General features: G+C 39.4%; 21 protein-coding genes. 8 read left to right on the forward strand and 13 right to left on the reverse strand.

Translation table 11 applies throughout. The features are described 5' to 3' along the window. Positions 1–298: 298 nt before the first annotated feature. The 5 genes from nrdA to tyrP all read left to right on the forward strand — a co-directional run bounded on the left by nrdA (position 299) and on the right by tyrP (position 5,753). Positions 299–2,590, forward strand: a complete 2,292-nt coding sequence (gene nrdA / locus NBG71_RS07365) for a class 1a ribonucleoside-diphosphate reductase subunit alpha (protein ID WP_250916728.1) — start codon at positions 299–301, stop codon at positions 2,588–2,590. An 11-nt stretch (positions 2,591–2,601) separates the two neighbouring features. Continuing rightward, positions 2,602–3,732: a class Ia ribonucleoside-diphosphate reductase subunit beta gene (gene nrdB / locus NBG71_RS07370; RefSeq protein ID WP_075670676.1), complete on the forward strand. Its 1,131-nt coding sequence runs from the start codon at positions 2,602–2,604 to the stop codon at positions 3,730–3,732. Between the two features lie 25 nt (positions 3,733–3,757). Continuing rightward, positions 3,758–4,036, forward strand: coding sequence for a class I ribonucleotide reductase maintenance protein YfaE (yfaE, locus tag NBG71_RS07375; protein ID WP_075670674.1), 279 nt, complete (start codon positions 3,758–3,760; stop codon positions 4,034–4,036). 90 nt (positions 4,037–4,126) lie between these two features. Then, on the forward strand, positions 4,127–4,360 hold the full coding sequence (locus tag NBG71_RS07380; protein ID WP_036935606.1) for a YgdI/YgdR family lipoprotein: 234 nt from the start codon (positions 4,127–4,129) through the stop codon (positions 4,358–4,360). 181 nt (positions 4,361–4,541) lie between these two features. Continuing rightward, positions 4,542–5,753: a tyrosine transporter TyrP gene (tyrP, locus tag NBG71_RS07385; protein ID WP_075670672.1), complete on the forward strand. Its 1,212-nt coding sequence runs from the start codon at positions 4,542–4,544 to the stop codon at positions 5,751–5,753. A gap of 92 nt (positions 5,754–5,845) precedes the next feature. Here tyrP and NBG71_RS07390 read toward each other — a convergent pair whose 3' ends face one another. Continuing rightward, positions 5,846–6,388 (reverse strand): YfaZ family outer membrane protein, encoded by a 543-nt coding sequence (locus NBG71_RS07390; protein WP_075670670.1) that lies wholly within the window; start codon positions 6,386–6,388, stop codon positions 5,846–5,848. Between the two features lie 284 nt (positions 6,389–6,672). On the opposite strand from NBG71_RS07390, the gene NBG71_RS07395 reads away from it, so the two are divergent. Then, entirely contained in the window at positions 6,673–8,127 is a 1,455-nt protein-coding gene (locus NBG71_RS07395) for a catalase (RefSeq protein ID WP_099659414.1), read from the forward strand. Between the two features lie 70 nt (positions 8,128–8,197). Here NBG71_RS07395 and menE read toward each other — a convergent pair whose 3' ends face one another. The 6 genes from menE to menF form a co-directional block, all read right to left on the reverse strand. Then, positions 8,198–9,628, reverse strand: coding sequence for an o-succinylbenzoate--CoA ligase (gene menE, locus NBG71_RS07400; RefSeq protein WP_156733713.1), 1,431 nt, complete (start codon positions 9,626–9,628; stop codon positions 8,198–8,200). After that, entirely contained in the window at positions 9,616–10,587 is a 972-nt protein-coding gene (gene menC / locus NBG71_RS07405; protein WP_156733714.1) for an o-succinylbenzoate synthase, read from the reverse strand. Before menC ends, menE begins: the two co-directional genes overlap by 13 nt. Next, the gene (menB, locus tag NBG71_RS07410; protein ID WP_075670662.1) at positions 10,587–11,444 is read right to left on the reverse strand and encodes a 1,4-dihydroxy-2-naphthoyl-CoA synthase; all 858 of its coding nucleotides are present in this window, start codon (positions 11,442–11,444) and stop codon (positions 10,587–10,589) included. Before menB ends, menC begins: the two co-directional genes overlap by 1 nt. Before the next feature lie 12 nt (positions 11,445–11,456). After that, the gene (menH, locus tag NBG71_RS07415) at positions 11,457–12,224 is read right to left on the reverse strand and encodes a 2-succinyl-6-hydroxy-2,4-cyclohexadiene-1-carboxylate synthase (protein WP_075670660.1); all 768 of its coding nucleotides are present in this window, start codon (positions 12,222–12,224) and stop codon (positions 11,457–11,459) included. Beyond that, entirely contained in the window at positions 12,199–13,893 is a 1,695-nt protein-coding gene (menD, locus tag NBG71_RS07420) for a 2-succinyl-5-enolpyruvyl-6-hydroxy-3-cyclohexene-1-carboxylic-acid synthase (RefSeq protein WP_159241948.1), read from the reverse strand. The genes menH and menD overlap by 26 nt, the downstream gene beginning before the upstream one ends. A gap of 351 nt (positions 13,894–14,244) precedes the next feature. Further along, positions 14,245–15,576 (reverse strand): isochorismate synthase MenF, encoded by a 1,332-nt coding sequence (gene menF, locus NBG71_RS07425; RefSeq protein ID WP_250916729.1) that lies wholly within the window; start codon positions 15,574–15,576, stop codon positions 14,245–14,247. A gap of 212 nt (positions 15,577–15,788) precedes the next feature. On the opposite strand from menF, the gene NBG71_RS07430 reads away from it, so the two are divergent. Together NBG71_RS07430 and NBG71_RS07435 are read left to right on the forward strand one after the other, a co-directional pair. Further along, positions 15,789–17,003, forward strand: a complete 1,215-nt coding sequence (locus NBG71_RS07430) for an alpha-xenorhabdolysin family binary toxin subunit A (protein ID WP_250916730.1) — start codon at positions 15,789–15,791, stop codon at positions 17,001–17,003. A 15-nt stretch (positions 17,004–17,018) separates the two neighbouring features. Next, positions 17,019–18,065, forward strand: coding sequence for an alpha-xenorhabdolysin family binary toxin subunit B (locus tag NBG71_RS07435; protein WP_250916731.1), 1,047 nt, complete (start codon positions 17,019–17,021; stop codon positions 18,063–18,065). A 61-nt stretch (positions 18,066–18,126) separates the two neighbouring features. On the opposite strand, the gene nuoN is transcribed toward NBG71_RS07435, so the two are convergent. The 6 genes from nuoN to nuoI are packed head-to-tail and all read right to left on the reverse strand — an operon-like array spanning position 18,127 to position 24,371. Beyond that, positions 18,127–19,596 (reverse strand): NADH-quinone oxidoreductase subunit NuoN, encoded by a 1,470-nt coding sequence (gene nuoN / locus NBG71_RS07440; RefSeq protein ID WP_075670650.1) that lies wholly within the window; start codon positions 19,594–19,596, stop codon positions 18,127–18,129. A gap of 6 nt (positions 19,597–19,602) precedes the next feature. Then, positions 19,603–21,132 carry an NADH-quinone oxidoreductase subunit M gene (gene nuoM / locus NBG71_RS07445; RefSeq protein WP_099659409.1) on the reverse strand — a complete coding sequence of 510 codons (1,530 nt, stop codon included), beginning with the start codon at positions 21,130–21,132 and terminating at the stop codon, positions 19,603–19,605. A gap of 19 nt (positions 21,133–21,151) precedes the next feature. Then, a complete protein-coding gene (nuoL, locus tag NBG71_RS07450; protein WP_191901371.1) occupies positions 21,152–22,987 on the reverse strand; it encodes an NADH-quinone oxidoreductase subunit L in 1,836 nt (611 codons plus the stop codon). Next, complete coding sequence (nuoK, locus tag NBG71_RS07455) at positions 22,984–23,286, reverse strand: NADH-quinone oxidoreductase subunit NuoK (RefSeq protein WP_023581731.1); 303 nt, start codon at positions 23,284–23,286, stop codon at positions 22,984–22,986. Before nuoK ends, nuoL begins: the two co-directional genes overlap by 4 nt. Next, complete coding sequence (gene nuoJ, locus NBG71_RS07460; protein WP_075670644.1) at positions 23,283–23,816, reverse strand: NADH-quinone oxidoreductase subunit J; 534 nt, start codon at positions 23,814–23,816, stop codon at positions 23,283–23,285. Before nuoJ ends, nuoK begins: the two co-directional genes overlap by 4 nt. Positions 23,817–23,828: 12 nt before the next feature. Further along, complete coding sequence (nuoI, locus tag NBG71_RS07465) at positions 23,829–24,371, reverse strand: NADH-quinone oxidoreductase subunit NuoI (protein ID WP_006533299.1); 543 nt, start codon at positions 24,369–24,371, stop codon at positions 23,829–23,831. Positions 24,372–24,379 lie beyond the last annotated feature (8 nt).

Genomic DNA, 24,379 nt, shown 5'->3' on the forward strand with positions numbered 1-24,379 from the left:
AAAATTGACTTTACATCGTTGTCACTTGAATTTGTGTTTCTTACTGCCTGTATTTATGCAGGGTACAGGCAGTTGTTAAAAAATTTATCCCCTATTTATCCACAGAAACAATCAGATTTGTACACTTGATCAATCGCTCAATTACCTTTATCTTGTTATCACCATTTGAACCAACCCCTATATATTGTGTTTCCTTAAATTTCACACCACAAGACTCCTTGACACAGATTGTCATCGGGAGCGTTTTTTTGCGGTATAAAATTTCAGGTAACACTAATGCAAGAAAGGTGCATCGCTCATGAATCACAGCCTGCTCGTTACAAAACGTGATGGTCATAAAGAACGCATTGACTTAGACAAAATTCACCGTGTTATCACCTGGGCCGCAGAAGGTCTAGAAAATGTCTCTGTATCTCAAGTTGAATTACGTTCTCAGATTCAGTTTTATGATGGTATCAAAACTGCTGATATCCATGAAACGCTGATAAAAGCTGCTGCAGACTTAATCTCTGGTGAAACGCCTGATTATCAGTACCTCGCTGCCCGTCTTGCCGTATTTAATTTACGTAAAAAAGCGTATGGCCAATTTGAGCCACCAACACTGTATGATCACGTTAAAAAATTAGTCGATTTAGGCAAATATGATCGCCATCTTCTTGAAGATTACACACAAGAAGAGTTTGAACAGATGAATAACTTTATTGTTCATCAACGTGATATGAACTTCTCCTACGCTGCGGTTAAACAATTAGAAGGTAAATACTTCGTTCAAAACCGTATTACAGGTGAAATTTACGAGAGCGCACAGTTTTTATATGTTTTAGTTGCGGCTTGCTTGTTCTCTCGTTATCCACAAGCAACACGTATGGACTATATCGAACGTTTCTATAATGCGATTTCAACCTTTAAAATCTCATTACCAACGCCAATCATGGCGGGTGTAAGAACACCAACTCGTCAATTTAGCTCTTGTGTATTAATTGAGTGTGACGACAGCCTTGATTCTATCAATGCGACATCAAGTGCCATTGTGAAATATGTTTCTCAACGTGCAGGTATTGGTATTAATGCCGGTCGTATTCGTGCATTAGGTAGTGCTATCCGTAATGGGGAAGCATTCCACACAGGTTGTATTCCTTTCTATAAACACTTCCAGACTGCGGTAAAATCTTGTTCGCAAGGTGGTGTTCGTGGTGGTGCCGCAACCTTGTTCTACCCATTATGGCATTTAGAAGTTGAAAGCCTGCTGGTACTGAAAAATAACCGTGGTGTTGATGATAACCGTGTTCGTCATTTAGATTACGGCGTTCAATTAAATAAATTAATGTATGAACGTTTAATCAAAGGTCAAGATATTACTTTATTTAGCCCTTCTGACGTCCCAGGTCTATACGATGCATTCTTTGCTGATCAAGATGAATTTGAACGTTTATATGTGCAATATGAGAAAGATAAGAGCATCCGCCAAAAACAAGTTAAAGCGGTTGAGTTATTCTCATTAATGATGCAAGAGCGTGCATCAACTGGCCGTATTTATATTCAGAACGTTGACCACTGTAATACACATAGCCCATTTGATCCGGTTGTTGCACCAATTCGCCAATCAAATTTATGCTTAGAAATTGCACTGCCAACTAAACCATTAAATGATATTAAAGATCCTAATGGTGAAATCGCACTGTGTACATTATCTGCATTTAACTTAGGCGCAATTGAAAATCTTGATGAGTTAGAAGAACTTGCTCGTTTAGCCGTTCGTTCTTTAGACGCGCTGTTAGATTACCAAGATTATCCAATCTTAGCGGCAAAACAAGGTGCAATGGGTCGTCGTACCTTAGGTATTGGTGTTATTAACTTTGCTTATTATTTAGCAAAACACGGTGTCCGCTACTCTGATGGTAGTGCAAATAACTTAACCCACCGTGCGTTTGAAGCAATTCAATACTATTTATTAAAAGCATCTAATGAATTAGCGAAAGAACAAGGCGCATGCCCATGGTTTAATGAAACCACTTACGCTGACGGTATTTTACCTATTGATACCTACAAAAAATCATTAGATGTACTGACAAAAGAACCTCTACATTACGATTGGGAAAGTTTACGCAAAGACATTAAAGAGCACGGTTTACGTAACTCAACACTGTCTGCACTGATGCCATCAGAAACATCTTCACAGATTTCGAATGCAACAAATGGTATCGAACCACCGCGTGGTTATATCAGTATTAAAGCCTCTAAAGACGGTATTTTACGTCAAGTGGTTCCTGAGTATGAGCGTTTGAAAGGCGCTTATGAATTACTATGGCAAATGCCAAGTATTGAAGGTTACTTGCAGTTAGTGGGCATCATGCAGAAATTCGTTGACCAAGCCATTTCAGCGAACACTAACTACGATCCTACTCGTTTCCCTAGCGGTAAGGTTCCAATGAACCAACTGCTGAAAGATTTGCTGCTCGCTTACAAATACGGTGTGAAAACACTTTATTATCACAATACCCGTGACGGTGCAGATGATGTACAGGGTGATCTGGAAGAAGTCGTTGAGACTGAAGATACAGATTGTGAAGGCGGCGCGTGTAAAATTTAATTGAGGAAGCTATGTCTTATACTACTTTTTCACAAGTTAAAAATGATCAACTTCAGGAGCCCATGTTTTTTGGGCAACCTGTTAACGTAGCGCGTTATGATCAGCAAAAATATCCTATTTTTGAAAAGCTAATTGAAAAACAGCTCTCCTTCTTCTGGCGTCCAGAAGAAGTGGACGTTTCTCGTGATCGTATTGACTACAATGCATTACCTGATCATGAAAAACATATTTTTATTAGCAACTTAAAATATCAAACGCTGTTGGATTCGATTCAAGGCAGAAGCCCTAACGTGGCATTCTTACCTTTGATCTCGATCCCAGAGTTAGAGACATGGGTTGAAACATGGTCATTCTCCGAAACCATTCACTCGCGCTCTTATACACATATTATTCGTAATATTGTTAACGATCCGTCCGTTGTGTTTGATGATATCGTTGAAAATGAAGAAATTTTAAAACGTGCACGTGATATTTCTTCTTACTATGACGAGTTAATCAAGCTGACAAATCTTTATCACATGTATGGTGAAGGTGACCATCAAGTTAAAGGTAAAACGGTTCACGTCACGTTACGTAAGTTAAAGAAACAGCTTTATCTGTGTTTAATGAGTGTAAACGCACTAGAAGCAATCCGCTTCTATGTTAGCTTTGCCTGTTCATTTGCCTTTGCTGAACGTGAACTGATGGAAGGTAACGCGAAGATCATTCGACTAATTGCTCGTGACGAAGCGCTACACTTAACAGGTACACAGCACATGCTGAATTTACTGCGTTCAGGTCAAGATGATCCTGAAATGGCAGAAATTGCAGCGGAATGTGAGCAAGAGTGTTATGACCTGTTCGTTGAAGCCGCAGAGCAAGAAAAAGAGTGGGCTGAATACCTATTCTCTGAAGGCTCGATGATTGGTTTAAATAAAGATATCCTTTGCCAATATGTTGAATATATTACTAATATTCGCATGCAAGCAGTGGGTCTTAAATTACCATTTAAAGCGCGCTCTAACCCTATTCCATGGATCAACGCATGGTTAGTGTCTGACAACGTTCAAGTGGCACCTCAAGAAGTTGAAGTCAGTTCTTACCTAGTGGGTCAAATCGATTCACAAGTTGATACTGATGATTTAAGTAACTTTGAACTGTAATACTGAGAAATAACACCGATACGTTATGGCATCTCATAAAGTGACCCTGCATCAGCAGGGTCTTTCAAAACCTTTAGAATTTCATACTGACACCCATCCCTCTTTGCTTGATGCATTAGAGCATGGAAAGGTCCAAGTTGAATACCAATGTCGCGAAGGCTATTGCGGCTCTTGTCGTCTGCGCCTAGTGAAAGGCAAAGTTTGTTATCGCAATGAACCTTTAGCATTTATCCAACCTGATGAAATCTTACCTTGTAGCTGTCATCCCATCAGTGATATCGAAATAGAAATTTACTCTGAATAATTTGAATTATCTTAATTTGAGCTTTTTTCTAACACTCTTGTTCAACTTTGACTAAGGTTAAGTTAACACGATAAAAAAAGGAAAAGCATTATGAAATTAAAGTCTATTTTCTCAGTCATTGCTATTTCTACATCAATTCTGCTTGTTGCAGGCTGTTCAAGCCCACAAAAAATAGAAACAGTAAATGGGGAAACAATTTTAACGACAGATAAACCCCAAGAAGATGAAGCAACTGGATTAATTACCTACAAAGATTCAGAAACCGGACAGATTAAACAGATTAATCGTGATCAAATAAGACGAATGGTAGAGCTTGACGACTAACGCTCTTATAAACCCTTCTCTTAAAGCGCCAATTCATATTTATGATTGGCGTTTTTTTATTCACAAAATCTTTTTTGTAAATTATTCGTTACACCACACGTAATTAAAATTTGACAGAAATTTACCATTCTTATACTCTGCTTTTTAAATAAATAAAGTAGTCTAGTGAACAGAGGATCTTGTGAAGAATCGCACTATAGGCAGTGTTTTTATTGTTGCAGGAACAACAATTGGGGCAGGTATGCTGGCAATGCCACTGGCTGCCGTGGGTATTGGCTTTAGCACAATGATGCTATTGCTTGTTGGCTTATGGTTATTGATGAGCTATACCGCATTACTGCTGGTGGAAGTTTATCAATACAACGATCCTCATACAGGTCTCGGCTCTATCGCAAAACGCTATCTCGGTGTAGGTGGTCAAGTTATCACTGGTCTTGCACTGTTGCTATTAATGTATGCGTTAACGACCGCTTATATTAGTGGTGCAGGTGAATTACTTTCGGCTACTCTTTCATCTTGGATTGGTCATGAGCTTTCTGTCACTCAAGGTATTATTATCTTTACAGTGATTGGCGGGGCTGTAGTAGGAATTGGTACCACATCAGTTGATATGATTAATCGGCTACTATTTACAGCAAAAGTTTTCTTCTTAATCTTTATGCTGGTTGTGATGTTACCCCATGTTGAAAGCGTCAATTTAACGTCAATGCCAGTCGCTCAAGGGCTTATTCTTGCTGCTATTCCTGTTATTTTTACTTCATTCGGTTTCCACGGTAGCGTACCGAGCATCGTAAGTTACATGAACGGCGACATTAAAAAGTTACGTATTATCTTTGTTGTTGGGAGTGCTATCCCGCTTGTTGCTTATATCTTATGGCAAATTGCCACATTAGGTGCCATCCCAACAAATACTTTTATGGGAATTATGGCGCAGCAATCTGGATTAAATGGCTTACTGACAGCTATTCGTGATGTTGTTGCTACACCTCGCGTGAATATTGCAGTGAACCTATTTGCTGCGTTGGCGTTGGCTACTTCATTCCTTGGTGTTGCATTAGGACTATTTGATTATCTTGCAGACCTCTTTAAGCGCAGCAATCGCGCTACGGGGCGCATGCAATCAAGCCTATTAACCTTTGTTCCACCTTTGGTTTGTGCGCTTTATTTCCCTAACTTTGTGCAAGCATTAGCTTATGCTGCTATCGCACTATCAATTTTAGCGTTACTTCTGCCGGCTTTATTAGTATGGAAAGTCAGACAAGAACAAAATGGTACTGATAAATACAAAGTTAAAGGTGGGAAAGGTGCATTAGGTATTGTATTTACTTGTGGCCTAGTGGTTATTGGTATTCAAGTCGCCATCACTTTTGGTTTATTACCTCAAGTTGGCTAACTCCCTTTCTTATATAGCTTTCTTATAGACAACAAAAAAGCAGGTGCTGATTTTAAACACCTGCTTTTTTTGATTCAGATATAGCGCCTAGATTAGAAACTTAAACCCGCACCTACATAGAAACCATCAGCTAATTTATTATTACTTCTATTATGTGAGTTTTCGATTTCAATCACGCGATAACCTGCATTAACATGCAGTGGTTTAAATACCGTTAACTGTGCACCCACATCAGCTTCATAATAAGATTTGCTACCAGAGGTTAATCCTTCAGGAGATGCATAAGCCTCACCATACAGATTTAAAGAAGGCAAGACATCCCAGTTAAGGCCTACACCACCTGCTAAAGCAGCACCGTCATCACCATTTTTGGGTGCTAAATAGAGTGCTTTACCACCAACACTTGCTGAAAAAGGCCCTAAAGGTAACGCAAATTTTGCACCTAAGCTTCCTACTTGACCATCATGATCACTACGAGCCCAGTTACCATTAAAAGAAAGACCCGCATTAGGATCACCTAAACCAGCACGAACATCAGTATAATGTTTTCCTGCTTGAATATTCATTGATACTGCATTGGCATTTCCAGCCACAAACAGCGCACTTATCGCACCGACCAATAAATATTTTTTCATTGTTATTACTCCAGCAAATAATTGTCCTAACATATAATTATACAACAAATTTATTAAACAACTTGACTCAAAATTGAAAGATAATCTGTAGAATTTTCAATCTATGTAAATAAGTTACGTCTATCAATATTATTGGTCTAATTGGTTTTATTAATGAGTTCAATATTGCTAAAGTGGAATTACAGTCAATATTAACCATAATAAATATAAGGCTGTTCGCTTCGTTTTATTCACACATGCTATTTTTTTAGAACGTTTACTATTTCATAAACTGGAGATATGTGATGGAAAAGAAAAAGCTAACAACGGCGTCAGGCGCACCTGTTGTAGACAATAATAACTCAATGACTGCGGGCCCTCGTGGTCCGATGTTACTTCAAGATGTCTGGTTTTTAGAAAAACTAGCTCACTTTGATCGTGAAGTTATTCCAGAAAGACGTATGCACGCAAAAGGCTCTGGTGCTTTTGGTACATTTAAAGTCACTCACGATATTACGAAATATACTCGCGCTAAAATTTTCTCTAAAGTGGGTAAAAAAACAGAAATGTTTGCTCGCTTTTCAACCGTTGCAGGTGAAAGAGGTGCCGCAGACGCCGAACGCGATATTCGTGGCTTTGCGTTAAAATTTTATACTGAAGAAGGTAATTGGGATATGGTGGGTAATAACACCCCTGTTTTCTACCTTCGCGATGCCCTGAAATTCCCAGACTTAAACCACGTTGTAAAACGTGATCCTAAAACCAACCTACGCAATATGGCATACAAATGGGATTTCTTCTCTCATTTACCAGAAGCGTTACACCAATTAACTATTGATATGAGCGATCGTGGTTTACCACAAAGCTATCGTTTTATTCACGGTTTTGGTAGCCATACTTATAGCTTTATTAATAAAGATAATGAGCGTTTCTGGGTTAAATTTCACTTCCGTTGCCAACAAGGTATTAAAAACTTGATGGATGATGAAGCTGAAATGCTGGTTGGTAAAGATAGAGAAAGCTCACAGCGTGATTTATTTGATGCGATTGAACGCGGTGATTTCCCTCGTTGGAATTTACAAATTCAAGTGATGCCAGAAAAAGAAGCATCAAAAGTCCCTTATAATCCTTTCGATTTAACTAAAGTTTGGCCTCATGCTGATTATCCATTAATTGATGTGGGCTATTTCGAGCTAAACCGTAACCCTGAAAACTATTTTTCTGATGTAGAGCAAGCAGCATTTAGCCCTGCCAACATTGTTCCGGGTATTGGTTTCTCCCCAGATAAGATGTTACAAGGTCGCCTATTCTCTTATGGTGATGCTCACCGTTATCGTTTAGGTGTTAATCATCATCAAATCCCTGTGAATGCGCCACAATGCCCATTCCATAATTATCATCGTGATGGTGCAATGCGTGTTGATGGTAATAGTGGTAGCGGTATTACTTATGAACCAAATAATGGTGGTATGTTCCAAGAACAGCCTAATTTTAAAGAGCCACCATTATCAATTGAAGGTGCTGCAGATCACTGGAACCATCGTGAAGATGAAGATTATTTCAGCCAACCTCGCGCACTGTATGAATTACTGAGTGATGAAGAGCATCAACGTATGTTTGCTCGTATTGCAGGTGAATTAATACAGGCAAGTAAAGATACACAAAAACGTCAGATTGCCCTATTTAAGAAAGTTCATCCTGAATATGGTGCTGGTGTTGAAAAAGCAATGAAAGCATTAGCAAAAAAAGACGCTAAATAACCGTATAATAAGAAGCCCTGTGAGCAACTCGGCAAAATAATAAGGCGCCTTCGGGCGCCTTTCGTTAATATCACTTCAACAATTGCCCTTTCACCCATTGTTGTACTTGTTTACGGGAAATTTTTATCCCCCCATTTTTAAGGCTTTCAGGAAGTTGTAAACAAGCAACTGGTCTTTGAAATCCGGCTAATCGAGAGTGATACCACTGTGGTAATTGATTGATGATTTCAATATCAGCATCAACAACTGCAACTGGACGTTGTCCAAATTCAGCATCATCGATAGGGACAACAAAAGATTGGCTAACACTTGGGTGTGTATTAAGAATTTTTTCAATATCTTCTGGTTGGATCCCTTCGCCAGCACTGAAAAAAAGATTGTCCAAACGGCCTAAAACACACCATTCTTCTGCACTAAAACAACCTTTATCTCGCGTTGAATACCAACCATCAGCCGTAAGCGATAGTGGTTTTAATTGACCATCAAACCAATAACCTAATGCGACGCTGTCAGACATTATCTGGAGCTCATCATTCACTAACCTAACACTTTTACCTTTTAGTGGAAGCCCTACTCCCGCTTTATCATCTGCACGCTTGGCACAAACAGTCGATGCCATTTCTGTCATGCCGTAACCACACCAGCATTGAATACCCCAATGTTCAGCTTCTTGTGTTAGCTCAATCGGGATCATTGCTCCCCCTAATAAAACAGATTTTAGGGTAATAGGTTGTTGATTATCTTGTTGCGCTCTATTTTGTAAGAAGCGCCATAGCTGTGTGGGAACTAAAGAGGCATGGGTACAACCTTGCAAAGCATCTACAAAAGGATGCATTTCACGCACCACCAGCGTTGCTCCGCGTAATAACCAGCGCCAAAGTATACCTTGTCCTGAAACATGAAATAGAGGCAAAGAAAGTAACCAACTATCCCCTTTTTCCAAAGACATTAATGATAAAACACCCATTGCACTGCAAAGATGTGCATCAAAAGTGTGTACCGCAGCTTTAGGTAAACCTGACGAGCCTGATGTCAAAATAAGTGTTGCCATACGAGATGGCTCCCATAAAACATCATTTACTGTTTGAGCTTTATATTGACGTGACGTGTTATCTAGTTCAATACCACTAAGATCAAGCAATGTTGCATTTAAATCTAGCGATATTTCACTCAAATCAGCATAAAAATCAATACCTAAGTGAGGCAATAATTCATCAAGTAAAGATTTTGGAAGCTGTGGATTTAAAGGTAAAACCTTTGCACCACATTGAAAAACAGCGAGCAATGCGAAAACAAGATTGATGTGATTTTTTCCACGCAACAGCACAGTGCTTTGTGTATCAACACCTTGTTTAGCAAAATTATTAGCTAACTGATTTATATGGCAACTTAGTTGCTGCCATGTAATAGGTAGACTGCCTGAAATGATGGCCGTTTCATTTGGGGTTAATTGTGCCCAGTGATGCCACGGCCATTGTTTAAATGGAACTACTGTTGCCATACTGTCTCTAGCTGTTCAAGAGAGATAAGCGGAATGTCCACATTTGGCCAAGGACGAATAAGTTGTTGTTTAATCAAATCAACAGTATCGAGTCCCGGAATGCTATTAGGTGTTAACCATTGTGCAATTCTTGCTAATTGAGTGAGTCCGAAACTACTTTCAATGCTTGAACTGATAATAGCATCTAACCCCAACGCATGTGCTTGTTTAACAAGCATTTGACAACGTTCAAGACTTCCCACTAACGTAGGTTTAATAACAATCGTTGTCACACCAGGTTGTAGTTTTACTTCAAAACCATCATCACGCACCGTTTCATCCCAAGCGATGTTAATACCAGTTGCTTGAGCAAAAGCCAGTGACTCTTCAGGTGTTTTGCAAGGCTCTTCTAAAAACGCAATACGGTCACGCCATTGCGGATTAACATACTTTGCAAAACCTTCTGCTTTTGCTGGTGTCCAGCTTCGATTGGCATCAAGTCTTAGTTTTAAGTCAGGGATAGCTTCTAATAACAGGTTAACAACGATCCCATCACGCACTGCTTCATATAAGCCAACCTTGATTTTAGCGACTTTTTCACCTTCCATATCATTAAGGCTTAAAATCAAATCATCAGGATCGCCATTACATAAAGGCGCAGCTCGATAATTCGCGTCTTGTGGCAATGTGCCTTCAAGCTCTGCTAATGCACAGCTAATACCAAAAGCCACACTTGGCAGTTCACTATGAACAGGGTTTTCACCCGCACACCAAGTTGTTAACCAAGATTGTGTAGCTTCTTGTGCTTGTTCTAAAGTTTCACGGCTAAACTCAGGAAGAGGTGAAATTTCACCCCATCCTTGTTTGCCATTTTGCTCTAAACAGACAAGAAAACCATCACGCGTTTTTAGCCTTTGATAGCGCAGAACAACGCCTGCATCTACAGGTAGGCTGAATGAATAGAGTTTGGCGTTTCGCATTATGGGTTACGTTTAAATCGAGTGAAATCAGGTTGACGTTTTTCGTTAAAGGCGTTGCGACCTTCTTGACCTTCATCAGTCATATAGAACAGCATAGTTGCATTACCCGCTAATTCTTGAAGACCAGCTTGACCATCACAATCTGCATTTAATGCTGCTTTCAGGCAACGTAATGCCATTGGGCTATTTTCCAGCATTTCACGACACCAGCGTACAGTTTCTTTTTCAAGATCTGCGTAAGGAACAACGGTGTTAACCAAGCCCATTTCTAATGCTTCTTTTGCATCATATTGACGGCATAAGAACCAAATTTCGCGTGCTTTCTTTTGACCAACAATGCGAGCCATATAAGAAGCACCCCAGCCACCATCAAAAGAACCCACTTTAGGGCCAGTTTGACCAAAAATAGCGTTTTCAGCCGCGATAGTTAAGTCACACATCATATGTAGCACATGACCACCACCGATAGAATAGCCTGCAACCATTGCGACAACAGGTTTCGGACAAGTACGGATTTGGCGTTGGAAATCTAGCACGTTCAGGTGATGAGTGCCGCTATCATCGCGATATCCGCCGTAGTCGCCACGAATTTTTTGGTCGCCACCTGCACAGAATGCTTTTTCACCAGCACCCGTTAAAATGATAGTACCAATTGTGTCATCATAACGTGCATCAGCTAATGCTTGGATCATCTCTTTCACAGTCAAAGGACGGAAAGCATTACGCACTTGCGGGCGGTTAATCGTAATTTTTGCAATGCCATCGACTGATTTATGATAGAGGATATCTTCAAAACCTTCAGAGCAATCCTGCCATTCAATCGGTGCATATAATTTTTCTTCGCTCGGGTAAAGCATAATTAGGTTCCTTTAACCAAAGAGGGATAAAACATGATTTATCACCGCAGCATAAGCAACAGGCTGTGCCTGATGGGCATTATGACCAGCATGCGGGATAGTCGTTAATGGCAGCGAATATTGCTGCGCAATAGATTGAAATTTATTATCTTTTTCGCCACAAAGCCAAATAAATGGCAAAGTGAGTTGCTGTAATTCAGTAACAAGCCAAGGCTGATTGCCTAAAGAAAGTGTTTCTAAACTTTCAGCAATACAAGAACCCGCATTACGGCAACGTTTTTCAACGAGTAACTGGCGTTTATCATCGCTTAAATCGGCAAATACCGGTTGCTGATACCACTGTGTTAATACGTCGCTGAGAGGTTCATTACGAAAACGTTCAGCCCAGCGTTTATCATGTGCAAGGCGACTTTGTCTTTCCGTTGCCTCATATAACCCTGGATTTCCGCCTTCTACAATCAATCCCATTAATCCTGTAGTATCACCAAAACACGCATGATACATAGAAATTCTGCCACCTAACGAGTAGCCAATTAACCAATAATGGTCAATACCTTGCTCTTTAAGTGTGTCTGTTAGCAATGCACTAACTTCAACAAAATCTTTCGCGCTGATAGATGCAGAACCACCATGACGAGGCAAATCAATCACAAGTGATGGATATTCATGGCAAGCCTGGATCACAGGCTCCCATTCACAACCTTCACCTAATAGCCCATGTAACCAAACTAACCAAGGCCCTTCATTATGGGTATTATATCGCTGACATGCTAAAGTCATGAGATGTTACCTGTTTTACCAGCTGATTTAATGTTTTTGCACCATCAGTATCATCAACAATTAATTCAATTAATGTCGTTGTTGGCGCCCCTGTCCAGCACGCCTGAACAGTCGTTAACAATGCATCCCAACTTGTTGGTGATACATATTGCAAGCCAAACATTGCGGCTGCATGTTTGAAATTTAATGAGTGAGGCATACAGTAAAAGCGCTCTCGCTCTGCCTCTGGCGTGGGTAGCATTGAAAATATTTGCCCACCGTTATTATTCACTACGATAATAACATTAGGCGCATAAACTTGTTGATGCAACGCTAGACTATTTAAATCATACAGTGCAGATAAATCACCCAATATTGTTAATGTTGGCTTTTCTGTTGCTCGATGAACACCCGCAGATGTTGAAATTAAGCCATCAATACCACTCGCACCTCGATTGCTCATCACAGGATAACCTTGAGGTAGCTGAGCAAATGCATCGATTAATCGCACTATCAGACTATTGCCAACAAATAACTGCCCATCATTAGGAAGTAATTTATCTAATTGGTGCGCAACCTGTGCTTCACCAAAATAATCAGTTATTTCACTGACTTTTTGATAGGTTTGTTTGGCTATATTAGTTAATGCATCTGTCCACGGTGAATTATCAACCGCAGGATGTGTCGTTAACCACTGCATCGGTGGTAATGTAAATTTCTCACCTTGATGATGACCAGGATCTAAGCGTCCCGGAATAGGATCAATAATCCAATACGTTTTTGGCGAACATCCTACTTGCCATTGTAATAAGCGTTTGCCTGTTAAACTTGAACCAAATTGAATAACGATTTCAGCTTTATTTAATTCTGATTTTATCTGTGGATTATTCAACCATAAATCGGCACAAGGTAACGGTTGCCCAGTTTGTGATAATACATCACCCAATAAAGGCCAACCTAATTGTGAAGCCCATTTTGCGACTTCAACCCCCTCTTCTGGGCGAATACGTCCTGCAATAACCACACCTTTTTTCTGACGCAATGTATTCCACTGAGGATGCATAGTGACAGAGGTAAAAAGTGTTTCTTGTAGCCACGGTTTATCACTTTGCCACCAATCCCCTAAAGCTTCAGTCCATGGAGTCGATGTTTCAACATCATCACCATATAAAGGTTCTGCAAAAGGGCAATTGACGTGTAATGCACCATGAACCAATGTATTCATGGCATTATCAAGGGTTGAAACTAACCAGCTTGCAGAAATATCTGCTGTTGGTCTTGGTAACGAGAGTGTCTGTGAAGGATGCGTTGCAAAAATACCTTGCTGGCGAATAGCTTGGTTTGCACCACAATCAATTAATTCAGGGGGTCTATCCGCGGTTAAAAAGACAACACGCTCACCCGTTAATCCAGCTTCAATCAACGCAGGATATAAATTGGCAACAGCTGTTCCCGATGTCACGATCACAGCGACAGGCTCTTTAGTTGCTTTTGCGAGTCCCAAAGCTAAATGACCAAGGCCACGCTCATCAAAATGCGTATGGCAAACTAATTTTTGATTGGCTGCCGCCGCAAGTGTTAAAGGGGTCGAACGAGATCCGGGGGCAATACAGATATGGCGTAAGCCATGACGAGTCAAAGTTTCGAGTATAACTTTAGCCCATTGGCGATTAAACGAACTATTAGACATTGATCATCCCAACAACGAAAACCTGCAATTGCTATTATAATATCTGTTCCTAAATACTTTTCCTTAGCCTAGTTCAATGAACAGAAGTTTTCGTTAAATAAATCGTTAAAGAAAACACTCAAAGAGTGCATTATTTAGGCTAATCATCCACTCTATTTTCAATGAGCTCTTTTTTATCGTTAAGAATAGGAATAAATAGCGTTAGTGTTCTAAAGGATAGCATCAATTAGTTAACAATTAGCAGTGGTTATTTGAAGAGTAGCACTAAATAACTGACTTTAAAAAACTACTCATCAAATTTTGATTATTACGCTGATATTATTTATTCAAACTGAGATTATCTGTAAGAAATTAACTCTCTTTTTCCAGCAACGTTCGTAAACCTGCCGCTTTATTTTCGATTTCAGTCCACTCTTGCTGAGGATCAGATCCTGCAACGACTCCTGCACCAGCGTATAAAGTCAATGCATCATCGTGCAACTCACCACAACGTAAACTAACCGCAAATTCTGCATGGGGGAGAGATAAATATCCCGCAGAGCCCGCATACCAACGGCGTTCAAAAGGTTCATGCTTACGAATAAATGCACGCGCGACACTTCTTGGTAAGCCACATACGGCTGCGGTTGGCTGTAATCGCTTTAAGCAATCGATATCATCAGAATCAATTAATTTACCATGTATATAGCGACGAAGATGCTGCACTTTACGCAACCGGATAACATCTGCAGGTGAAACATCAATACCGTCGACACCACCTTGTAATCGTTGGCAAATATCATCAACCACAACCAGATTTTCATGTTGATTCTTCTTATCATTCATCAACCAATCTGCAAATTCAGTGGCTTGTTGCTCGTTATCAGAACTCGCGACTGTACCCGCTAACGCTTCAGTATAAAGCATCAATTCATCACGCTTATATAATCTTTCTGGGGTTGATCCCATAAATGCATCTGAAGGTGAAAATGCCAGCATATAGTGATAGCAATGATGATTAACATCACGGCTCGCTTTCATAAATTGGATCGCTTTCAGCGGGTTATCTAGCGTTAAACATGTCGCTCTTGCAGGGACAACTTTTTCAAATAAACCTTGGCTAATTTCATCCAAGGCAATATTGAGATAGTGAGTCCACTGCTCTTGCGTTAAAGAGTGATTAACATGAGTAACAGAAACAGAAAGCGGTTCAATTTCTACAGCTTGATTTAATGTTTGCAGAAAATCTAATGTATTTTGCTTATCATCTTCATCCAACATATTTAGATGAACAGAAAGCTGTTGCTGGTGGCGTCTAATCTCAATGCGAGGCAAAAAAAGGTAGGCATCATCGCCTTTTATTTTATCAATGCGGCCGGGAATAATGGTATCCCACGCATTTAAGCCCCAAATTCGGACATCATCAATATTATGCTCAGATTGATGTGCAGATAAAAATTGGCGTGCATCTTGAATATTATTGAAACAACACAATTGCCCACAAGCAGCGACTTCTTCATTTTCATCACGATGTTGCCAATAAAATTGGGGATAACACGACTGCGCAGCAAGCCATGAAAGTAACGAAAATGATACATCTGCTGGCAAGGTGACTTTTAAATGTAAAAGATTGCCTTGTGCTGTCAGATTTATATTTTTAACTTTTTCGTGCAGTGTCGAAAACACAGGATTAATCTTTTCCACTACCAATACCCGCAACAAAATTAAAAAGGTGATTATACGTCTCTATACAAATTATCAAAGGGCTGATTAATTATAACCTTTGTCATTTATCAAAGTTTTGTATTTTTTATGTTACAAAGTAGATGCATTAACTCGCCCTTCTGAAATAACCCACAAATCTTCATTAGATAAAGTGGTAAAGATAGAAAATTATTATACATAAGTGAGGTTATATGGATACAACCACCTTTAAACACATCGATAAAATTATTGAGACATCCGATATTCCAAAGGTTGCATTGGGATTAATATTAGGTATAGATATTGAGGACGGACGATTACCTGGTATAGTGACTTCTCATGATCTAATAAAAATAAAATCTTATATTAATAAAGCACTTTCTCTTCCTTACAAAATAGATGATGTCATCAAATTCATTCATTACAATGAAATTAATGTACCACAACTTTCACCTGATAATATTCTCTCTCTTTTTATCCAAATACGAGAGCACGCTTTTGATTGGAATAAAATAGAGTATGCTATTAAACAACAAGCAATTGATTTAGAAATAATTGGCAGAGAAATTACGTCTACAGGTGAAAATATTATTGCATTTATTAAACAAATGCCTTTATTAGCAAAAATATCCTCTGTTATTAATGACTTTTCTGAACAAGAATTAGAAAATATTCAATATAAATCACAAGATAAAGAAGTTGCAACACAACTAATTCATATTTTAGAAAGTATGAAAGAAGATATTGAAAATGAATGTAAAAAGACTATTAAAATAAAAGACAGCTTATCGACATTTAGAAGTAAAATAATAGGTGGAAAAGATAGTAAAAATATTTCCCACTCTTCTATCTATCATGATATTTTGAATAAAAAACGATATATCAATGAGTTTTATACTGATAATAATAATTCTCTTATAGAAGAACGAGATTTATTAATAGAGGAAATATCACGATTAAAAGACGAATATAAACACTATGTTGGCCTTGCTTTTACAGGGCTTGCCCTAGGTATTATTGGCGTTATTATTACGGGCGGAATATTTGGTGCAAAAGCTGAAGTAATACGTAAAAAGAAAAATGAGCTTATTGAACAAGTAAAAAAGATCAATATTGAGATTGATGTTTACGCTGGTTTATCTTTGCATTTAAATACACTTTATATTGAATTATCAGAAATTGAACAGTTTATTGAAGATACAAATATGGCTCTAGAGCATATTGAATATGTATGGCAAGCTATATTAACAGAAATTGAAGCTTCAATTACTAATTTTAATAAAATTAACAATGCGTTAGAGTTGATAAAGTTTAGTATTTATCTTGAGAAAATCATCACACCTTGGTACATGGTTATTGGCTACTCAAAAGAGATTTTGATCTCTTTTGATAATGCACTTTCTACATTTTATTCATCAAATAGCTAACAAAAGGATATTGTTATGAACAATCATAAGAATCCCATTAAATTAAACGCCCCCTTTGAACACAGTAAATTATTTCATGCATACAGAAATATTCTTTATTTAAGCAGTAGTAAATGCTATATGAGTCACGCACTAGAAGAAGAAACAACAAAACTTCTAGAAAAAAATAATAAAAATATGGAAAACATTATTTATTTCTCTCTCAATATAAAAAATAGGCTAAGACAATTTTCATTTAACAATCTCTTAAAAACGATTAATGAAATTGATACTGAAATACAGACAGGAACAATTAACGATAAATTAAAAAGTAAATTAGAAGAAGAAAGAAATGAAATATTTAATATACTTTTTAGTGAGATAGATGAAACAGTAAATGCGATTAACCAACACAACCAATATCTTTCATTTGAAATTAAAGAGTTAAAAAATAAATTTATCACCAATAAGATAACACCTCTTATTTATGATAAGGAAAATAATATAAAAAAAATTACGGATGAAATTATTACTTTAGAGCATCAATCTGAGGAGACCAAAGAAGAACTTGATATTATACGTGAAAGTGAAGATATTTTGCATAGAAAAAACTTTTTTGATCTTTTTAAAAACTCAATACCCCAACCCTCAGAAATTAATAAACTTAATATTGAAACACAAGAAAAAAACATTTTATCTTCCTTGGTGAAAATACTAAATAATTTGTTCTCTACATTAGATTATGGTTTTTCTTATAATAAAATAGTTGAAACTCGACATCAACTTACTACACTTTATCTGATGCAGATGAAAAAAATTCATCAGTTAAAAAAAGAGCAGCAAAATACACTTTTAAACTTAAAGCACCATTATAAACTCGTAGATATTGATTACTTTCTTCATATCTTAATTAAACAATTAGAGTTTTTATCTGAATACTGGAGAGACGTTATTTTGCTAATACTCACACTAAAAAATAATCAGTTATTAAATAAAGATATTATCATTCCTATTTTTTCATTCTTAGATGGTTTCTCTTTATATTATGAAGAAGTCGAAAAGATAAAAAATCCTCAGGAATAACTAAAAAAAACGGCTCTTTAATAAAGAGCCGTTTTACTATCTTAGTATCTAATAATATCGATTAATTTACTACTGGAGCAATAATCGCAAAATTAGTTAATTCAATAAGTGGTTGTGGCCATACACCTAATGCAATAACAACAATTGCACAGATTAATGCAACAAATGTTGCCATATTTTGTGATGTTGTTGAAATAGCTGGCGTATTGTCATTGTCTGGTTTGCGCAAGAAGACAATAGCCGCAGCACGTAGGTAGTAGAATAAGCCAATCGCACTACCTAACACAACCATACCTGTTAACCACCATAAGCTTGAGCTGATACCTGCAATGATGACATACAGTTTACCAATGAAGCCTAATGTAATTGGTACACCTGCTAGTGATAACATCATCAGCGACATCACCACAGCAACCACAGGACGACGCCAGAATAATCCGCGGTAATCTTCCAGTGAATCCATTTCGCTTTCACGATAAGGACTTGAAGCTACTGCAATAGCACCAAACGCCCCTAAGCTTGCAAACAAGTAACCCGCTAAATAAATTTCAGCTGTTTCTTGTGCTAATACAGGGCTGTATTGCAATACAATTAATGCCACTAGCAGATAACCAAGGTGCGATACTGAAGAGTAACCCAGTAAGCGCTTTACGCTCTTTTGCGTTAACGCCATGATGTTACCAAATAAGATAGAGGCAATTGCCATAAAACCTAAGATCATTCGTAAGGTTTCACTATCCGCAGCGGGTGCTTCAAGGAATAAACGCATAACAACAGCAAAAATACCAATCTTACTTGCCGTTGCTAAGAACGCACCTGTTGGTGCTGGTGCGCCTTGGTAAACATCGGGCGTCCACAGTTGGAATGGGAATAAAGATAATTTAAAGCCAATTCCCACTAACATCATACCTAAACCTGCGAGCACTAATGGTTTATGGATATTGCTATCACTTAAACTCTGTCCCATCGCGGTAAAGGAGAGGTTTCCTGCTTCTGCATAGAGAAGTGCCATACCAAACAGTAAGAAAGAAGATGCTGCTGCTGAAAGCAACATATATTTAATGCCTGCTTCCAAAGAAGGGCGTTGTTGGAATGCATAACCAATAAGACCAAACAGCGGTAATGTCAGTAATTCAATACCAATAAACATCGATGCGAAGTGGTGAGCAGATGAGAGTAAAATCCCCCCAATGACCGCAATCGCAATCAGCAAGTAAAACTCTTCTTTGTTATCTTGATAGCCTTCTAACCATGGATAAGCAAAAGCGATAGTGCCAATACCAGAAAGGATCACTAGTGCAGTAAAGAAGCTAGAGTATCCATCAACATGATAAAGCGTGGTAACGTCCACTACGCCTAATGCATTAACGTAATAGAGTGATCCTAACGCAATAATGAAACCCGTTGCTGTCAAAGTGGCAATGATGAAATGATCGCGTCGCCACGCAATGGACAGCATCACAACCACCACCGTCAATCCGACGATTAATAGCGGTAGCATTGCGATCAATTGTTCAGGAGTTATTGTCATGGCGAATTACGGCCTTACTGTTGAAATAGAAGCGGAATACCAAGTCTGGAGATTTTCCATCGCTGATATGGATGTGTCTAATACTGGTTGTGGGAAGAAGCCCAAAATAACCAGTAAAACAACCAATGTGATCAGGATAAAGAATTCTCTCAGATCCAACCCTTTATAGGTTCTCTCAGCTGTTTTCGGTGAACCGTAGTAAGCCTGTTGCATCATCCACAGTGCGTAAACAGATGCAAAGACTAAACCAAAGACCGAAATAATCGTGATCAGCTTAAAGTTGCCATAAGTACCAAACAGGATCATAAACTCACCGACGAAGTTACCTGTTCCCGGCATACCTAAAGAGGCAACCGCAAAGAACAATGAAAACGCCGGTAAGAAGCGGATGCTTTTCCACAATCCACCCATTTGGTTCATATCACGCGTACCTAAACGCTCATACAGCATGCCACACATGATAAACAGACCTGCTGCTGACAAACCATTAGTGATCATTTGAATAATCGCACCTTGGTAAGCCAATACAGAGCCGGCATAAATCGCAATCACGATAAAGCCCATGTGAGAAATACTACTGTAAGCCGCAAGACGTTTAATATCTGTCTGACGAAATGCCAGTAATGCTGCATAGAATACGGTAATTAAACCTAACCACATCGCCACAGGAGCTAATAACGCTGACGCTTCTGGGAAGAGCGGTAAGTTAAAACGTAATAGACCGTAAGCCGCTGTTTTTAGCAAAATACCTGATAAGTCAACAGAGCCTGCTGTTGGTGCTTCTGCGTGAGCATCCGCTAACCAACCATGTACAGGAACAATTGGCATTTTCACTGCAAATGCAGCAAAGAAACCTAACATCAGGATAAATTGTAGTTCAGAGCTTAAAACAGTATGTGCTTGTAATAAGGTATCGTAGTTAAACGTCCAAATACCTGTTTCGCGGTAGAAAGCCACCGCAAGACCGATAATGGCCAGCAACATTAACAGGCCACTTGCCTGTGTATAGATAAAGAATTTTGTTGCCGCACTAACATGTTTTTTATCGCTACTTCCTTTGTGTCCCCATAAAGAAATCAGGAAATACATTGGGATCAACATCATTTCCCAAAAGAAGAAGAATAAGAACAGGTCAGTTGCTAAAAATACCCCCATCACACCTGCTAAGATCCACAGCAGATTAAAATGGAAAGCACCTTGTGATGGCTGATTTTCACTCCACGATGAAAGTACCGCTAAGATACCTAAAATCGCGGTTAATACCGTCATCAGCAATGACATACCATCAAGTGCAAATTGGATATTAATCCCTAAAGCAGGGATCCACGGCACAAAGTAATACTCTGTCCAGCGTGGCGCTCCATCAGCACTAAGTAGTTGATAATCGCCCTGCAACCAAAGTTGCACAGAAATAACGAGTGTTAATCCCATCGTCAGCAACGCAACCCAGCGAGGGACTTGCGAGCCGATTCGTTCAGCCTGCCAACTTAGCAGGCCACCGATGAAGGGAATAAGTATTAGCCAGGGTAATAACATGGCGCAATGTGTCCCTTAATTAAACCAGAAGCAGCAGAGCGATGACCAGCACTGCACCTAAACCGAGAGAAGCCGCATACCAACGCGCTAATCCATTTTCACTGAAACTTAATCCTTTATTGGTGCCTTTAAGCAGACTACCGAATAGATTAAAGAATTGGTTAACAGGATCATTTTGGATAAGCCACGCCGCCCCTTTATAAGGTTTGACAAACAGCACTTCATACAGCGCATCGAATCCCCAAGCATGGAACCACCATGTTGAGAAGAAACGACCCGTACGAGTATTGGCAACCTTAGAAACACATTGACGCTGTTTCAGGTATAACCATGCTGCAATGGCAACGCCTACTATCGCTACCACACCAGAAAGAACTTCTAATACATATTTACCATCGTGCGATGCATTTCCTTCAGGGAAAACAGCACCTAGCGGTTGAGTTATTAACGCACCGATAAATGTGGATAACAGTGCTAATACCGCTAATGGGAAAGTATGAGTAAACCCTTTAACTTGGTGTGCTTCGGTTTTGGTTTCACCATGGAATACGATGAAAATCAAACGGAAGGTATAAAGTGATGTAAATAACGCACCAACTAAACCTGCAAGCATTAAGTTAAAATGCCCGTTTGAATACGCACCCCATAAGATTTCATCTTTACTGAAGAACCCAGCTGTTAACAGTGGTAATGCCGCTAATGCGCCACCACCAATAAGGAAACAGGCATAAACAAATGGGATCTTCTTACGTAACCCGCCCATCTTAAAGATATTCTGTTCGTGGTGGCAGGCGATAATCACCGAGCCTGCTGATAAGAACAGTAATGCTTTAAAGAAAGCGTGAGTCATTAAGTGGAAAATTGCCGCATCCCATGCTTGAGCGCCTAAAGCCAAGAACATATAACCAATTTGGCTCATGGTTGAATAAGCAAGAATACGTTTGATATCTGTTTGTACTAAAGCTGCAAAGCCCGCTAACACTAATGTGACTGCACCGATAATTCCGACCAATTCCAGTACTTCTGGTGCCATTAAGAATAGTGCATTGCTACGTGCGACTAAGTACACACCCGCCGTGACCATGGTTGCGGCGTGAATTAATGCAGATACTGGTGTTGGACCTGCCATTGCATCGGCTAACCAAGTTTGTAATGGAAGCTGTGCTGATTTACCTACTGCACCGCCTAATACCATCAACATTGCCCAGTTAATGACGCTTGACCCCACGGCTAATTGCTCAGGAGCAAGTGCTGCCATTTCACGGAAGCTCAATGTACCTAATTGGTCAAACAGGATAAACATACCGATAGCTAAGAACACATCACCGATACGCGTTACGATAAACGCTTTCATCGCAGCTGCGCCATTAGCCGGATTGCTATAATAGAAACCAATTAACAGATAACTACATAAACCAACCCCTTCCCAACCCATATACATCAGCATCATATTATCAGCCAGTACTAAGACGACCATACTTGCGATAAATAAGTTGGTATAAGCAAAGAAACGAGAATACCCTTCTTCGCCACGCATATACCAAGATGCATACATATGAATAAGGAAGCCAACACCAGTGATAACACCCAGCATTGTTAATGAAAGACCATCAAGAACCAGCGTAAATGGAATATTAAAATTTCCTGCTGACATCCAGTTCCATAAAGTCAGAACATAGGTTTCTTGCCCGTTAGCAAAGAAATCCATACCTGCCCAAAGTGCGACAAGAGCAGATAAACCCACAGAACCTGTACCAATCCATGCTGATACGTTTTCAGACCAACGACCACGTGAGAAAGCGAGCAATAAGAATCCCAGCAGTGGTAGCAGAATGGTTAAATAGAGTATATTCATCCGCGCATCTCACTGACTGTATCAATATTGATATTTTGGCGATGTCTATGAAGCTGTAATAACAATGCCAGACCAATACTTGCCTCTGCCGCTGCCAAGCTGATTGCCAGAATATACATTATCTGACCATCCGTTTGGCCCCAAAAGCTACCACCAACAACAAATGCCAGCGCAGCCGCATTAATCATAATTTCTAGTCCGATCAACATAAACAACAGGTTGCGGCGAAGTACTAAGCAGGTAAAACCTAACACAAACAGTACCGCAGCCAAGATCAAACCATGTTGAAGAGGTATCATTTTTGCTCCCCTGCGTTTTCGTTTTCGACGAGATCGTCATGGCTCTGATCACGACCAATGTGATAAGCAACTATTAGTCCAGACAACAGAAGAACAGATGCTAACTCAACAGCCAGAATATAAGGTCCAAATAAGCTAATACCGACCTCTTTCGCGCCAATTACTTCTCCAGCAATTTCGCCGTGAGTGACACTACTAATTGCATAAATAAGCACGACTAATAGCATCAGAGATAAAAGTGCAGGACCAATCCAAAACTTCGGTTGTAGCCATTTTTTCTCTTGATCAACGACGGATTTACCTAAATTGAGCATCATCACCACGAAAACGAACAACACCATAATGGCGCCAGCGTAAACGATGATTTCTAATGCACCAGCAAAATAGGCACCTAACGAGAAGAAAACCACAGAGAGCGCAATCAATGAAATCACTAAGTACAGCAGTGCGTGTACTGGATTGGTATGAGTGATAACTCTCAATGTTGCAAGGATGGCAATCAGCCCCGCGATGTAAAATGCAAATTCCATGAATATCGCTCCTTACGGTAACAGGCTTTTGACATCGATAGGTTTAGCTTCATCATCCGCATCACCTTTGTCTTTGCCGTTAATCGCCATACCTGTTTTACGGTAAAAGTTATATTCAGGATATTTGCCGGGCCCAGAAATTAACAGATCGTCTTTTTCATAAACCAGATCCTGACGCTTAAACTCACCCATTTCGAAATCAGGCGTTAATTGCAGTGCCGTTGTTGGGCAAGCTTCTTCACATAAACCGCAGAAGATACAACGAGAAAAGTTGATACGGAAAAACTCCGGATACCAACGGCCATCTTCATGTTCTGCTTTCTGTAATGAAATACAGCCAACTGGACAAACTGCTGCACACAAGTTACAAGCAACACAGCGCTCTTCACCATCGGGATCACGCGTCAACACAATACGTCCACGATAACGTGGTGCAACATTGACAGGTTCTTCCGGGTACATCTGTGTTTCACGTTTGGCGAAGGCATGTAAGCCAATCATCCAAATGCTTCGTACCTGGGTGCCGAAACCAGTCAATAACTCTTTTAAAGTCATGGTTCAAT

It is taken from the genome of Proteus sp. FZP2095 (genome assembly GCF_023701425.1).
GTDB classification, from domain to species: domain Bacteria; phylum Pseudomonadota; class Gammaproteobacteria; order Enterobacterales; family Enterobacteriaceae; genus Proteus; species Proteus cibarius.